13 protein-coding genes are annotated in these 14,210 nt (G+C 69.3%); 5 read left to right on the forward strand and 8 right to left on the reverse strand.

From position 1 onward, the window contains the following. Nucleotides 1-23: 23 nt before the first annotated feature. Nucleotides 24-203 carry a hypothetical protein gene (locus H4N58_RS20560; RefSeq protein WP_243845015.1) on the reverse strand — a complete coding sequence of 60 codons (180 nt, stop codon included), beginning with the start codon at nt 201-203 and terminating at the stop codon, nt 24-26. A gap of 894 nt (nt 204-1,097) precedes the next feature. On the opposite strand from H4N58_RS20560, the gene H4N58_RS20565 reads away from it, so the two are divergent. After that, a complete protein-coding gene (locus H4N58_RS20565; protein WP_243845014.1) occupies nt 1,098-3,986 on the forward strand; it encodes an RHS repeat-associated core domain-containing protein in 2,889 nt (962 codons plus the stop codon). Between the two features lie 69 nt (nt 3,987-4,055). Further along, entirely contained in the window at nt 4,056-4,388 is a 333-nt protein-coding gene (locus tag H4N58_RS04615; protein WP_167001842.1) for a hypothetical protein, read from the forward strand. A gap of 81 nt (nt 4,389-4,469) precedes the next feature. Here H4N58_RS04615 and H4N58_RS04620 read toward each other — a convergent pair whose 3' ends face one another. Genes H4N58_RS04620 through H4N58_RS04635 form a run of 4 tightly spaced genes read right to left on the reverse strand, consistent with a single transcriptional unit; the run spans nt 4,470 to nt 7,475 of the window. Beyond that, nucleotides 4,470-5,483: an ABC transporter ATP-binding protein gene (locus H4N58_RS04620; RefSeq protein ID WP_243842895.1), complete on the reverse strand. Its 1,014-nt coding sequence runs from the start codon at nt 5,481-5,483 to the stop codon at nt 4,470-4,472. Further along, entirely contained in the window at nt 5,480-6,298 is an 819-nt protein-coding gene (locus tag H4N58_RS04625) for an ABC transporter permease (RefSeq protein WP_208322275.1), read from the reverse strand. The genes H4N58_RS04620 and H4N58_RS04625 overlap by 4 nt, the downstream gene beginning before the upstream one ends. Continuing rightward, nucleotides 6,295-7,080 carry a molybdate ABC transporter substrate-binding protein gene (gene modA, locus H4N58_RS04630; protein WP_167001846.1) on the reverse strand — a complete coding sequence of 262 codons (786 nt, stop codon included), beginning with the start codon at nt 7,078-7,080 and terminating at the stop codon, nt 6,295-6,297. Before modA ends, H4N58_RS04625 begins: the two co-directional genes overlap by 4 nt. Beyond that, nucleotides 7,077-7,475: a molybdopterin-binding protein gene (locus tag H4N58_RS04635; RefSeq protein ID WP_167001848.1), complete on the reverse strand. Its 399-nt coding sequence runs from the start codon at nt 7,473-7,475 to the stop codon at nt 7,077-7,079. The genes modA and H4N58_RS04635 overlap by 4 nt, the downstream gene beginning before the upstream one ends. 120 nt (nt 7,476-7,595) lie before the next feature. On the opposite strand from H4N58_RS04635, the gene H4N58_RS04640 reads away from it, so the two are divergent. Continuing rightward, a complete protein-coding gene (locus H4N58_RS04640; protein ID WP_167001850.1) occupies nt 7,596-8,201 on the forward strand; it encodes a DUF4245 domain-containing protein in 606 nt (201 codons plus the stop codon). A 9-nt stretch (nt 8,202-8,210) separates the two neighbouring features. Here H4N58_RS04640 and H4N58_RS04645 read toward each other — a convergent pair whose 3' ends face one another. Then, nucleotides 8,211-8,465, reverse strand: coding sequence for an exodeoxyribonuclease VII small subunit (locus H4N58_RS04645; RefSeq protein WP_167001852.1), 255 nt, complete (start codon nt 8,463-8,465; stop codon nt 8,211-8,213). After that, nucleotides 8,462-9,715: an exodeoxyribonuclease VII large subunit gene (gene xseA, locus H4N58_RS04650; RefSeq protein WP_167001854.1), complete on the reverse strand. Its 1,254-nt coding sequence runs from the start codon at nt 9,713-9,715 to the stop codon at nt 8,462-8,464. The genes H4N58_RS04645 and xseA overlap by 4 nt, the downstream gene beginning before the upstream one ends. Before the next feature lie 106 nt (nt 9,716-9,821). Between xseA and H4N58_RS04655 the strand changes: the two genes are divergently transcribed. Further along, nucleotides 9,822-10,796 (forward strand): 4-hydroxy-3-methylbut-2-enyl diphosphate reductase, encoded by a 975-nt coding sequence (locus tag H4N58_RS04655; protein ID WP_167002397.1) that lies wholly within the window; start codon nt 9,822-9,824, stop codon nt 10,794-10,796. A gap of 99 nt (nt 10,797-10,895) precedes the next feature. On the opposite strand, the gene npdG is transcribed toward H4N58_RS04655, so the two are convergent. After that, nucleotides 10,896-11,579, reverse strand: a complete 684-nt coding sequence (gene npdG / locus H4N58_RS04660) for an NADPH-dependent F420 reductase (RefSeq protein ID WP_167001856.1) — start codon at nt 11,577-11,579, stop codon at nt 10,896-10,898. Between the two features lie 87 nt (nt 11,580-11,666). On the opposite strand from npdG, the gene H4N58_RS04665 reads away from it, so the two are divergent. Beyond that, nucleotides 11,667-14,186 (forward strand): bifunctional FO biosynthesis protein CofGH, encoded by a 2,520-nt coding sequence (locus H4N58_RS04665; RefSeq protein ID WP_167001858.1) that lies wholly within the window; start codon nt 11,667-11,669, stop codon nt 14,184-14,186. Nucleotides 14,187-14,210: the final 24 nt, after the last annotated feature.

Consider the following 14,210-nt stretch of genomic DNA (forward strand, 5'->3'; position numbering starts at 1 on the left):
ATCGAGCTGAATGCGTGCTTCACCTACGCGGGAACGCCGTCGCAGGTGTGCTCGGGGCCGCGGAAGGTCCAGCTCGTCGACAATGCATTCGGCCCGAACCTCCCCGTGACCGCGGTCGGGCCGGCCCAGGTGGCGCTGCTGACGGGTGAGATGTCGTTGATGGAGACTGACGCCACCGACACGTTGGCGGGAGTGGGGCGCACGTTCTCCTCGTTCGACCGATCGACCACGACGCCCGGGCCGTTCGGACCAGGCTGGTCGGACACACTGCTCGCCCCGGGCGAATCCACTGCAGAGTTGCTTGATCACCGCGCCAAGGACCGTACCTTCGTGCTGGTCACCGCAGGCGGCGCGTCCCAGATGTTCACAACGGTGGACCCGGGCATCGACCCGACGGCACCGAACGGGCCTGTGCAGTTCCGACCGGCCGGTGTCGACGACGGAAGCCGCCTCACCCTCGACGGTGCCACGGTGACGTTGACGCGGGCACCGTCCTCGGAGACGGTGTGGGAGCAGGGCGAGGACGGATCGTGGGTCCTGCTCGAGGCAAGCAACACACCCGAGGAAGAGCCCGAGACGACCTTTACGTTCGATGACGACAGGTTCCTCACCTGGATCGCCGAAACCGAACCCGGGGCTGCCGCAACCTGCACGGCGTCGGTTCAGGAGACGGGTTGTCGGGGTCTCAAGGTCAACTACACCGGCACCGGCGATGCTCGACGGGTTTCGACCATCCAACGTGTCGTGGCTGGGCGGCCTGCGGTAACGCTGGCGACCTACACCTACGCCGCCGGGCGTCTCGGCACGGTGTGTAGCCGCGACCCCGACGGTGCAGGCGCCGGCAAGCCGTTGTGCTCGACGTATGAGTACGACACGACGACGGTCGCCGGTCGTACCCTGCTGAAGCGGTTCGCGCCGCCGGGGCAAGTCTCGTGGCAGTTCACCTACGACGCCTCCGGTCGTCTGACGACGGTCACCCGTCCGCTGGATGAGCACTCGAACGACGCCACCGGGACGCCCGTCACCTGGACCGTGTCCTACGACCTTGCGACCATCACGGCGGGGCTACCTGACCTCTCTGCGGCATCAGCCGCGGAGTGGGGGCAGAGCACGGGCCGACGAAGGCCTACGCCGTCTTCAGCCCTGATCACATCCCGGCGGCAACCCCGACGAGCGCGGACCTCGAACACGCGAGCCTGTGGTTCGTCGATGCTGTCGGTGCAGTCACCAACACCGCGATCCACGGCAACGTCGACGGCATCGGTCAGTGGCTCGTCGATTCGATCTGGTATGAGAACGGCAACGTGGTGCGGACACTCGACGGCGCCGGGCGTGCGCGCGCACTGGCCGCACCGGCCGCCGAGCGCCCGAGCGTGGCCGCGGAGGCGTCAGCCTTCACCGTCTACAACGACGACGGCGACGACGATCCCGACGACGGTGACGGCACCCGAGCGGAAGATCAGTTCGGGCCCGTCCGCACCGCCACGCTGCGTGACGGCACGACTGGCCCGTACCGACCCCACCAGAGCTTCACCTACGACGACGAAGACCCCACACTCGGTGGCGACAACAAGCCAGAACTGCCGGCCGGAAAGACCTCTTTCAATCTCGTTGTCGAAACGACTCGCTCTGCCGCCGATCCCGACTTCGGAGGCGCCCACGATCCCACGATGGTTCGGCTCGACTATTCACCTGTCGCCGAAGGCGACGGCAACGGTTGGACACTCGGGAGGCCGACCCGCCAACGCATCCGACTCGACGATGGGTCGTGGTCGACTACGGTCACGCGCTACGACGCTGCCGGGGCCGAAATCGAGAGTCGGCTTCCCGGCGGAGCATCGGACAGCTCGGGGGTCGGATCCGATGCCTATGCGACGGTCACGACCTACTTCGCAGTCGACGCCGTCGACGGAGACTGTCGAGCGAACCTTGCCAGCGAGCAACAGCGCCGGGCCTGGATCGGGCTCACCTGCAAGGTCGGTCCTGCCGTGCAACCGACCGACCCCTCTATCCCGATCGTCTACTACGCGGACTATGACGAGGACCTCCAGCCCACGCGCATTGAAGAGACGTCCGGTTCGGACACCCGGGTCACGACCCACACCTACGACGCGCTCGGGCGAAGCGTCGCCACCACGGTCCAAGCACCCGGCGACACCCGCACGTCCACATTCGAATACGACCCCGAGTCCGGCCTGCCGACCACGCAGTCGGCCGCCGGTGCGAGCGTCCTCACCGAGTACGACAGCTGGGGACGGGCCTGGAAGTACACCGACGCGAGCGGGATGACATCGACCACCACATTCACCGTCGACGACCAAATTGCAACCGTCGACGACGGCGCCGGAAACTACAGTTTCGTCTACGACGGAAACACCGGCGAGCACCGAGGGCTCGCGACCGCGGTCACGGTTGGTGGCCTCATCGACGGCGCAGCCGGGACCTTCTCCCTCACGCACGACGCACGCGGCGCCCAGACGTCGGTCACCTACCCCAACGGGATGTCGTCCCGCACCACCACCAACGAGGCCGGCGTTAGAACAGGGCTGGAGTACCTCGACCCTGACGAACAGCCGATCCTCACCTTCGGCGCCACAACCGATGTGCGCGGGCGCACGATCGCCAGCTCATCCGACGTCTCAAGCCAGGCCTACTCCTTCGATGACCTCGGCCGACTGACGCAAGTCCAAGACAGTCGGGCAGGTGAGTGCCTCACTCGTACCTACGGATTCACCCCAGCGTCCGAGCGAAAAACCTTCGCAGCCTTCGCAGCGGCCGAAGACGGAACTTGCCAGAGCGCAACACCTTCCGTCCAGGAGATCAGCGAGTACGACACCGCATCGCGGATCCGTGACGACGGCTATGCCTACGACGGCTTCGGTAGAACCATCACCATCCCCAAGTCAGACACCGGTCCGGGCGCTGTTAGCGCGTTGGGCGTGAGTTACTTCGCGAACGATATGGTGGAGTCACTCACCCAGGATGTCGACAACGGAATGGGCGGGACGAATCAGCGTCGGATCTCCTATGTGCTCGAACCGATCGACCGTATCGGATCGATCATCAATGCAAGCAACGACGTCGAGGGCAGTCGTCTCAGGTACCGGTACTCCGACGACTCCGACTCCCCAACGAGTGTCCAATCCTCCATCGACGGCGGAGACACCTGGACCAGCACCCGATACGTCACCCTGCCCGACCTCGGCATGGTCGCCTCCGTCTCGGGCACCGACACCGTGTTTCAGCTGGCAAACCTTCACGGGGACATCGTCGCAACACAGAACCAGACCCCCGACGTCCCCATCGCGATCGACACCTATACCGAAAGTGACGAATACGGCAACCCGATCGAGTCGGCCCACTCGAGCCGATACGGGTGGCTCGGCTCCCATCAGCGATCGTCCGACACCCTCGGCGGACTGGTGCTCATGGGCGCCCGCCTCTACAACCCCAGCACCGGCCTCTTCACCTCCCCAGACCCCATCCGCAACGGCGGAGCAAACCCGTACGCGTATCCCACCGACCCCATCAACGTCTGGGACCCAACTGGGGCGGGATGGGCGGATCTCGGTAATCTGGCGCTCGTCTTTTTCGAGACTGCGCTAGGTACATTTTGTAGGACGACTGGACTTGCTGGCTTCGCCTGCGCTGCCGGCCTTGGCGGGCTTATGGGTGCCGCGGGGTACGCCTTTAAAGTAGGGTTCTCGTCGAATAAGTTCAGCTGGAACGGGCTTGGGATGGCGGCTAGCTACGGAGCACTTGCCGGAGTTGTAGGGTACATCGGCCCAAAATTCGGGAACTGGGTTAAGAGCAATGCGGAGAAGTTGATCCGCGGTACTAACCGGGCGATTGACCGCATGGCAAAGAAGCTTCGGAAATTTGCTGGCAAGTATGGTTTGCGGAGTCTGGCGAATAGGGTCACTGATTTTGTAGTCACTGTCAGGTACTATGTCGAGTACTTCTTCAGAATCTGGCTCTATGAATAGGCCAGGCGCTGTACGCGATTTGAAGCGACTGAATTCGAAGGCTTTCCTCTTCAGGAGAGGGTTTCCGATATGTGGTCGTTAATTCTCGAATCCGCGCCTTGGGTTGCGACTGCTCTGGCCGGCGGGATATTCGGCCATGTCTTTTGGCGGTGGTTCGATCGCCGGATGCCGGATGGCTGGCGGCCGACGCTGGCGGTCATCGGAATCCTCATTGCGATCTTCGGTGCATCGCTCACTGCCCTGGCTCTGCTTCCCGAATCGAAGCAGATCACGGGTCTATTTGTCGCTCTATCTGCAGCCTCCCCGCTCTTCGCGGTCTTGGCGATCGCCAGGAAGGCGCGTCATTCGGTTAGCGTGCGCCTGGAACGGAACGGCGCGAATGATGATCAGATCGACGCGTAGATGCAGGGAGACGCTCACCAACCTCGTCGATCGCGCCCGGGCCAACGCAAAGTGCGGGCGCGCGGTGCGGATTTCGCGGCGTCAGTCCTCGAACGTCGTCACCTCGGTCTCCTTGACGCTCGCCCATACGGAGACGCCCTCGTGCAGGTCGAGCGCGGCGACGGCCTCGCGGGTCACGTCGGCGACCAGAGGCACCGCCCCGCGTAGGTGCACGCGGACGGCGTCGCCGTGCGGGACGAGGCTCACGATCCGCAGCTGCCAGAGGTTGCGCGCGGACGTGACGGGCTCTTCGCGGAAGAGCGTGACCGCGGTCGGGCTGAAGGTCCGGTACGTGTCGCCGTCGCGCATCAGGTTGCGTCCCATCAGGTGCGCGACGTAGTCCGTACGGGGCCTGCGGGAGATCTCGTCGGGCGTGCCGGCCTGGGTGAGCCGGCCCTCCTCGATGACCGCCACCCGGTCCGCGAGCACGAACGCGTCGAGCGGGTCGTGCGAGACCAGCACCGTGACGCCGCCGAAGTCGCGCACGTGCTGGCGTAGGAACGCCCGCACCTCCGTCGTCACCGAGACGTCGAGCGCGGACGTCGGCTCATCGAGGAGCAGCAGGGCGGGATCACAGGCGAGCGCCCGTACGATCGCGATCCGCTGGCGTTGACCGCCGGACAACCGGGCCGCCTTGCGAGCGGCCAGGTCGGCAAGCCCCGTACGGGTCAGGATCTCGTCGGCGCGCTCCCGGGCAGCGCGGCCACGCCGCGTACGCGACACCGAGGCGGCGCCCACGTGGTGGCGAAGGCCGAACGCCACGTTGTCGCGGACCGACAGGTGCGGGAACAGCAGCGGGTCCTGAAACACCATCGTCAGGTCACGCTGGGGAGTCGGCGTCCGGACACCCGACGCCGTGTCCTCCAGGACGGCGCCGCCGAGGACGACGTGGCCCTCGTCGAGCGGTGTGAGCCCGGCGAGAGCGCGCAGCAGCGTGCTCTTGCCGGCGCCGTTCGGGCCCACCAGCGCGAGGACCTCGGCGGGCGGCACCGCGAAGGCGACCTCGGCGTCGAACGTCCCACGACGCAGCCGCAGCCTCGCGTCGAGCCCAGTCACGCCTGCCCCGCCCATGCGCGGCCGGTCCACGACGAGCGCAGCGCCACGAGGACCGCGACGCTGATCGCCAGCAGGATCACGCTCAGCATGATGGCCGTGTCGGCGTCGGACTGCATCGCCCCATAGATCTGCAACGGCATCGTGCGGGTCACCCCGGGCACGCTCCCCGCGAACGTGATCGTCGCCCCGAACTCGCCGAGCGCCCGCGCCCACGCCAGGGCCGCACCCGCGGCGATCCCGGGTGCGGCCAGCGGCAGCGTGATCCGCCAGAACGTGACGAGACGGTGGGCGCCGAGCGTCGCGGCGACCTCGTCGTACCGGTGGCCCGCGGTCCGCAGCGCACCTTCGACGCTCATCACGAGGAAGGGGAGTGCGACGAACGACTGGGCGAGGACGACCGCCACCGTGGTGAACGGGATCGTGACGCCGAAGGCCTCATCGAGCCACTGCCCGACGACACCCCGCCGCCCGAACACCATCAGCAGGGCCACGCCGCCGACCACCGGCGGGAGGACCAGCGGCACGTTCACGAGCGCCCGGACGACGCTGCGCCCGCGGAACTCCGTACGGGCGAGCACCCAGGCCAGAGGCACCCCGAGCACAAGGCACACGGCGGTGGCGACCGTCGACGTGACCAGGCTCAGCCGGAGCGCGTCGAGGATCTCCGGCTTGCCGAGCCGCTCCAGGAACGTGCCCCACGGAGCACGCAGCAGCAGCCCGCCGAGCGGGAGCAGCAGGAGGAGGAGGCCGACGACGGACGGGATGACAAGCGTGACCGGCACCCGTCCGAGGGCGGGAGCGCCCCGACTGGTCACGCGGCTGGCCCGAACCCGTGCTGCGCGAGGACCTTCTGCCCCTGCTTGCTCGTGACGAGGTCGACCCAGTCGCGACCGAGGTCGGCGCCCTGGGAATCGACGAGGACGACGATCGGATCGACGTTGACGACCTCCGAGGCATTCTCCGCCTCAACCGTCTCGACGTCGTCGCCGGCCGCCTGCGCGTCGGAGCGGTAGACCAGCCCGGCGTCGACCTCGCCGAGCGTCACCTTGGTGAGGACGCCTTTCACGTTCTGCTCCTCGGTCGTCGGCTTCGCGGTGTTGCCGTCGAGGGCGAGCAGGCGCTGCGCGGCGTCGCCGCACGGTGATTGCGGCACGCACACGGCGAACGTGGCGCGGCCCAGATCCTGAACGCCGCGGACCTTGCCGGGGTTGTCGGGCGGGGTCGCGATGACGAGGGTGTTGCTCGCGAAGAGCACGGGGTCACCGTCGGCGGCGTCCGCCTCGACGACCTTGCGCATCGTCGTCTCGTCGGCGGTCGCGAGGACGTCGGCGGGTGCGCCCTGGATCACCTGCTCCGCGAGCACGGCCGAGGAGTCGTACGTCAGCCGGACGTCCACCCCGTCGTGCTGCTGCTCGAATACCGTCTCCAGGTCGTCGAAGGCCTCGGTCAGCGAGGCGGCTGCGAGGACGGTGAGCGTACGGTCCCGCGCCGCGCCGCGCTCGTCCTTGTCGGCGCCCCCGCAGCCGGCGAGGACGAGGGAGGTGGCGGCTGCGGCGAGCGCGAGGCCCGCGCCCGTACGGAACGGCGAACGGTTCACGGGGTGACCTCCAGGGTGACGTTCGTGGCCTTCACGCCGGCGAACGCGACGACCCCGACCTCGAGGCCGAGGTCGCTCACGGCCTCGGCGCTGATGAGGGAGACGATCCGGTAAGGCCCGCAGCACAGCTCGACCTGCGCCATCACCGTGTCGGCGACGACCCGGGTCACGATGCCGCGCAACTGGTTGCGGGTGCTGCGGACCTGGCTGCGCTCGGGGTCCGCGGGGGCGTCGGCGAGCTCGACGGCGAGTGTGGCGAGGTCACGTCCCTCCACTGCTGCGGCGCCGTTCGCGAGCCGCGTCGGGGCGAACCGCCCCTGGTCGGCCCAGCGACGGACCGTGTCGTCGCTGACGCCGAGGAGCTCGGCGGCCTCGGAATAGCGATACGCAGGCACGGCGGCAGACTAGCAGAAATGACCGCATATGCGGAGTGGATGAGGAGATTCGGCTCGTGTGTGCGGAGTATTGGCGAGTGGGTGGTTCGGTTGCCTGGGGGCGCCTGGGAGAATGGCCGGGTGAGCAGCACCGATCCTTCCCCGACGCCCGGGCAGCCGACGCAGGAGCAGCCGACGCCGGAGCCGGACCAGGCCCCCGCGAAGCCGCGGTCGACGTACGGCAACCCGGCGTTCGCCGACATCGCCCGCTCGATGGGTGTCTTGGCGGTGATCGTGGTCGGGCTGTACCTGGCTGGGCAGTTCTTCTGGGGCAACACGCCCGACGAGCGGCCGCCGGTCGCGTACGAGCAGACCGTCGAGGATGTACGTCAGACGGCTCCGTACCCGGTGTATTCGCCCACCTCGCTTCCTGACGGGTGGCGTGCGAACGGCGTCACGTTCAAGCCTGGCGAGTCCGGGCGGTGGCACCTGGGGGTTCTCACCGAGGACGACCGCTACATCGGCCTCGAGCAGGCGCTCGACTCCGCGCCGCGGATGATCGAGGCCTATGCGCCCGGCGTCGAGCAGCGTGCGGACGTCGAGGTCGCCGGCAAGACCTGGCAGCTGTGGACCGGCGGCGGCGAGACCACCTTCGTCCGCGAGGAGGGGGAGATGACGGTGCTCGTCACCGGGCCCGCCCCCCGCGAGGACATCGAGCGTTTCATGGGGCTCCTCTCCTCCGAGTAGCCCCTCGACTCACTGCGCGGCGGCTCCCGAGTCACCGCGCTGCGCCGCCTTCTCCTGAGCGCGCTGCAGGCGCGCCCGCGCGCCGTCGAGCCACTGCTGGCAGATCGCGGCCAGCTCTTCGCCGCGCTCCCACAGCGTGAGCGACTCCTCGAGCGTCGTCCCGCCGGCCTCGAGCCTGGAGACGACCTCGGCGAGCTCCTCGCGTGCCTGCTCGTACGGGATCTCCGGGGTCGACGCGGTGGCGTCGTCGCTCGGCTCGGTCATCGGGACTCCTCGTCGTCATCGGTGAGGTCGGCGTGCGGTGAAGGGGCGGTAGAGAGCGTACGGAGGGTGGCGTGGCCGTCGACCACCCGCAGGGACACCTCGGCATCGGGGGAAAGCTGGTCGATCGACGTGATGACGGTGCCGTCAGCGGTTTGTGCGACCGCGTAGCCACGCTCGAGCGTCCGCAGCGGCGACAGTGCGCGCACCCGGGCGAGCTGCGCGGCGGCGTCGTGGTGCGCGAGGTCGAGCCGGTGGCCGAGCGACCGGCGTGCCCGCCCCAGGAGCTCGTCGACGCGGGCGGTCTGCTCGTCGATCAGCGTCGCGGGTCGGGCCAGCGACGGCCGGCTCCGGACCGCGTCGAGCCGGTGCTGTTCGCGCCCGAGGCGCTGGTCGACCGCGTACCAGGCGCGGCGGCGCAGCTGGGTCAGGTGCTGGAGCTCGTCGGCGACGGCCGGGACGACCCGCTTCGCCGCGTCGGTGGGCGTGGACGCACGGACGTCGGCGACGTGGTCGAGGAGGGGCACGTCGGGCTCGTGGCCGATCGCGCTCACCACCGGCGTACGGGCGGCGGCGACGGCGCGCACGAGGCCCTCGTCTGAAAACGGCAGGAGGTCCTCGACGGAGCCGCCGCCGCGGGCGACGATGATGACGTCCACCGACTCGTCGGCGTCGAGCGCGCGCAGCGCGGTGATGACCTGAGCGGCGGACGAGTTGCCCTGCATGAGCGCGTACGAGATCTCGAACTCCACACCGGGCCAGCGCAGGCGTGCGTTCTCGAGGATGTCGCGCTCGGCTGCCGAGCCCTTGCCCGTGATCAGGCCGATGCGGTGCGGGAGGAACGGCAGCGGCCGCTTGCGTGCGGCGTCGAACAGGCCCTCGGCGGCGAGCAGCTGGCGACGCTGCTCGATGCGGGCCAGCAGCTCGCCCATGCCGACGGGGCGGATCTCGCGCGCGTTGAGCGACAAGGTGCCGTTGGCGGGATAGAAGTCGGGCTTGGCGTGGACGACGACCCGCGCGCCCTCCGTGATCGGCGTGGCGGAGCGGTCGAGGACGATCCGGCGGCAGGTCACCGACATCGAGATCTTGGCATCGAGGTCGCGCAGGGTCAGGAAGCACACCCCTTGGCGACGGGTGAGCTGAGCGATCTCGCCCTCGATCCACTGGGCGCCGAGCCGTGCGATGTAGTCGCCCATCAGCTGGGAGATCACGCGCAGCGGCGCGGGTGAGTCAGGGGTGGTCTCGAGGGCCATGCAGCAACCCTAGGCGCATCGGCAGACAGCAAGCGGCGACGGCGCCAGGAGCTGTGGAGGACTCCCCTACGATGGGGGCATGGCTTCGGACACCGTGACACTCGGCATGCCCGCGCTCGGCGCGGACCGCGATCTCCTGCTCGCCGCGCCACGCGGCTACTGTGCAGGCGTCGACCGCGCCGTCATCACGGTCGAGAAGGCGCTCGACCTGTACGGGGCGCCCGTCTACGTCCGCAAGCAGATCGTCCACAACAAGCACGTCGTGCAGACCCTCGAGCACCGCGGCGCCGTCTTCGTCGAGGAGCTCGACGAGGTGCCGACCGGCGCCACGGTCGTGTTCTCGGCGCACGGCGTCTCGCCGGCCGTCCACGACGACGCTTCCGCCCGCGGACTCAAGACCATCGACGCGACCTGCCCGCTGGTGACCAAGGTGCACCACGAGGCGAAGCGGTTCGCCCGTGAGGACTACCGCATCCTGCTGATCGGGCATGCCGGTCACGAGGAGGTCGAAGGCACCCACGGCGAGGCACCCGAGGCGATCACGCTCGTCGAGACCGTCGCCGATGTCGAGGCGCTGTCGTTCCCTGCGGACACCAAGCTCTCCTGGCTGTCGCAGACCACGCTCAGCGTGGACGAGACGATGGCGATCGTCGATGCGCTGCGCGCGAAGTTCCCGCAGCTGGAGGACCCGCCGAGCGACGACATCTGCTACGCCACCCAGAACCGCCAGCTCGCGGTCAAGGAGATCTCCGAGGGCGCCGACCTGATGATCGTCGTCGGCTCGGCCAACTCGTCGAACTCCGTACGCCTCGTCGAGGTCGCGCTCGAGGCCGGAGCCAAGGCCTCGTACCGGGTCGACGACGTGAGCGAGATCCGCGAGGAGTGGCTCGAGGGTGTCGACAAGGTCGGCGTCACCTCCGGCGCGTCGGTGCCCGAGGAGCTGGTGCAGGGCGTGATCGCGTTCCTCAACGAGCGCGGCTTCCCGCCCGCGACCGCGGTGCACACCGCCGAGGAGAGCCTGATCTTCGCGCTTCCGCCGGAGCTGCGCCGCGACCTGCGCAAGGCCGGCCAGCCCGTCTGACGCAGCTCCGTCCCGTCCGCGATTCGGGCACTTTCCCACCGATCGCGTGCGCCGAAGCAGGGGGAAACTGCCCGAATCGCGGACGGGACGGGACCAGGCTCAGGCGCGGGCGTCCTCGGGCAGGCCCGCCAGGTGCAGGCCCGAGCGGACCTTGTAGCGCTTGTTCACGTTGATCAGCACGGCCGTGAAGGGCTCGAGCTGGCGTGCGATCCGCAGGGCGCCGGCGTCGATGCCGCGCAGGCCGCTGACCGTACGGGCGAGGTCGGCGACGAGGTCCTTCGACTCCGCGTCGTCCCCGCACACGAGCACGTCCTCGTGCGACAGCGGCTCCGGCGTCTTCCACAGCGACAGTGCGGCCACGTGGTGGAACGCGCCGACGACCTTCGCGCTCGGGACCGCGGCCTGCGTGAGCTCAGCAGCGGACTCCGGCAGCGTCAGACCGTACGGGCCGGCGGCGTCGAACGCGAGGGGGTTCACGCAGCTGATCACCGTCTTGCCGTCGAGGACCGGAGCGAGATCGGCGACGAGCTCGACGTAGCCGTCCCACGGCACGGCGAGCAGCACGATGTCCGCCCCGGCGGCGGCGTCGGTGTTGGTCGCGCCGGACAGCGTGCCGGTGCCACCGTTCTCGGCGACGCGTGCCGCGATCTCCTCGGCCTTCTCGCCGGCGCGCTCGGCCGAGCGCGATCCGATGACGACGGTGTGGCCCGCGAGGGCGAAGCGGTAGGCGAGTCCGCGACCCTGGGGCCCGGTTCCTCCGACGACGGCGATGGTGTGAGTCATGGTGTCCTTCGCTCAGACTGAGTGCTGCCTTCCATGGCAGGACGCATCGTCTCACGCGTGACGGAACGGGATTACGATGAGGCGATCATGACGAGCGATCGCGAGATCCGACGGGCGCTGGCCCGCGCAGAGGCCGGGAAGTCCCTCGACCACGACGAGGCGCTGGCGCTGGCGTCGGCGCGAGGCGACGACCTCGTCCGCCTGTCCGCCGTCGCCACCCGCGTGCGGGACGCGGCGATGGAGGCCGCAGGCCGGCCCGGCGTCGTCACGTACTCCCGCAAGGTCTTCATCCCCGTCACCCGGCTGTGCCGAGACCGCTGCCACTACTGCACGTTCGCGACGACGCCGAACCGCGTCGACGCGCCTTTCCTATCACCGGACCAGATCGTCGCGATCGCGGCGCAGGGCGCGGCTCAGGGGTGCAAAGAGGCCTTGTTCACGCTCGGCGACCGTCCGGAGGACCGCTGGCCCCAGGCCGAGGAGTGGCTCCACGAGCACGGCTACGACGACACGCTGTCGTACGTGCGGGCGATGGCGATCCGTGTGCTCGAGGAGACGGGCCTCCTGCCGCACCTCAACCCTGGCGTGATGTCGTGGGCGGAGCTGCAGCGGCTGCGGCCGGTCGCGCCGTCGATGGGCATGATGCTCGAGACGACGGCGACGCGCCTGTGGTCGGAGCCGGGCGGTCCGCACTATGCCTCCCCCGACAAGGACCCGGCGCTGCGGATCCGCGTGCTCGAGGACGCCGGGCGCATCGGCATCCCGTTCACCACCGGCATCCTCGTCGGGATCGGCGAGACCGTGTCCGAGCGTGTCGACGCGCTGTTCGAGCTGCGCCGGATCGCGCGGACGTACGGCTCGGTGCAGGAGGTGATCGTCCAGAACTTCCGCGCCAAGGACGACACGGCGATGCGCAACGAGCCTGACCTGGGCGTCGAGGAGTACCTCGCGACGCTCGCTACCGCGCGGATCGTCCTCGGCCCGTCGGTGACGATCCAGGCGCCGCCGAACCTGTCCGACCCAGCCTCGATCGCACCGCTGCTCGCGGCTGGCGTCGACGACTGGGGCGGGGTCTCGCCGGTCACGCCGGACCACGTGAACCCCGAGCGTCCCTGGCCGCAGATCGACGACCTCGCTCGCTGGACCGCCGAGTCCGGGCTGCAGCTGTCCGAGCGGCTGACCGCGCACCCGCGCTTCGTCCGCGAGACGTTGTCGGGGGAGCGGCCGTGGTTCGACACCCGGCTGGCGCCGCACGTGTCTGCGCTGGCCGCACCCGACGGCCTCGCCGCCGCCGACGCGCCGGTGGTCGGGCGCCCGTGGCAGGAGCCCGAGACCCCGATGGAGGCCGCCGGTCGTACGGAGCTGCACACTGAGGTCGACACCGTCGGGCGCAGCGCGGACCGGCGCAGCGACTTCGCGGGGGTCTACGGCGACTGGGACGAGGTACGCGAGCACGCCTCGCGCACCTCCGTACCAGTCGGGCTCCCGTCCGTCCCCGCGCGGCTCGACGCCGACGTCCGGACGGCGCTGTCGCGGGCAGAGGCGACGCCGGGCGGGTTGTCCGACGCCGACTACCTCGCGCTGATGACCGCCGAGGGCCCGGCGCTCGACGCGGTCTGCCGTCTCGCCGACGACCTGCGGCGCGACGCGGTCGGTGACGACGTCACGTACGTCGTCAACAGGAACATCAACTTCACCAACGTCTGCTACGTCGGGTGCCGGTTCTGCGCGTTCGCGCAGCGCAAGTCCGACGCCGACGCCTACACGCTCTCGCTTGACCAGATCGGCGACCGCGTCCGTGAGGCGGTCGAGCTCGGCGCGACCGAGGTCTGCCTGCAGGGCGGCATCTCACCCGACCTCGGCCCCTCGGCCTACGCCGACATCGTGCGTGCCGTGAAGGCGGCGTCGCCCGGCATCCATGTCCACGCGTTCAGCCCGATGGAGGTCGTGACCGCGTCGGCGAAGGCCGGGCGCTCGATCCGCGACTGGCTGACCGAGCTGCACGAAGCAGGCCTCGACACCATCCCGGGGACCGCCGCCGAGATCCTCGACGACGACGTGCGCTGGGTGCTCACCAAGGGCAAGCTGCCCGCCGCGCAGTGGATCGAGGTCGTCGAGACGGCGCACTCGCTCGGGATCCGGTCGAGCTCGACGATGATGTACGGCCACGTGGACAACCCGCGCCACTGGGTCGGGCATTTGCGGACGCTCTCCGAGGTGCAGGACCGTACGGGCGGCTTCACCGAGTTCGTCGCACTCCCGTTCATCCACACGAACGCGCCGATCTATCTCGCGGGCGTCGCCCGCCCCGGACCGTCCATGCGCGACAACCGGGCCGTGCACGCACTCGCCCGGATCATGCTGCACGGACGGATCGACAACATCCAGACGTCGTGGGTCAAGCTCGGCACCGAGGGGACGCGCGCGATGCTGCAGGGCGGTGCGAACGACCTCGGCGGCACGTTGATGGAGGAGACGATCAGCCGGATGGCCGGGTCGCAGCACGGCTCGGCGAAGACCGTCGAGGAGTTGCGAGTGATCGCCGAAGGGATCGGGCGTCCGGTGCGTGAGCGTCGTACGGACTACGTGCACCAGCGGGTGGCCTGACCGAATCACCCCGCGCGGGCGATG

It is taken from the genome of Mumia sp. ZJ1417, assembly GCF_014127285.1.
Lineage (GTDB): Bacteria > Actinomycetota > Actinomycetes > Propionibacteriales > Nocardioidaceae > Mumia.

Excerpts from the sequence above, each read along its gene's own strand:
- H4N58_RS04665 (WP_167001858.1), top strand. The coding sequence starts at position 11,667 with ATGACGAGCGATCGCGAGATCCGACGGGCGCTGGCCCGCGCAGAGGCC.
- npdG (WP_167001856.1), bottom strand. The coding sequence starts at position 11,579 with ATGACTCACACCATCGCCGTCGTCGGAGGAACCGGGCCCCAGGGTCGC.
- H4N58_RS04615 (WP_167001842.1), top strand. The coding sequence starts at position 4,056 with ATGTGGTCGTTAATTCTCGAATCCGCGCCTTGGGTTGCGACTGCTCTG.
- H4N58_RS04655 (WP_167002397.1), top strand. The coding sequence starts at position 9,822 with ATGCCCGCGCTCGGCGCGGACCGCGATCTCCTGCTCGCCGCGCCACGC.
- xseA (WP_167001854.1), bottom strand. The coding sequence starts at position 9,715 with ATGGCCCTCGAGACCACCCCTGACTCACCCGCGCCGCTGCGCGTGATC.
- H4N58_RS04645 (WP_167001852.1), bottom strand. The coding sequence starts at position 8,465 with ATGACCGAGCCGAGCGACGACGCCACCGCGTCGACCCCGGAGATCCCG.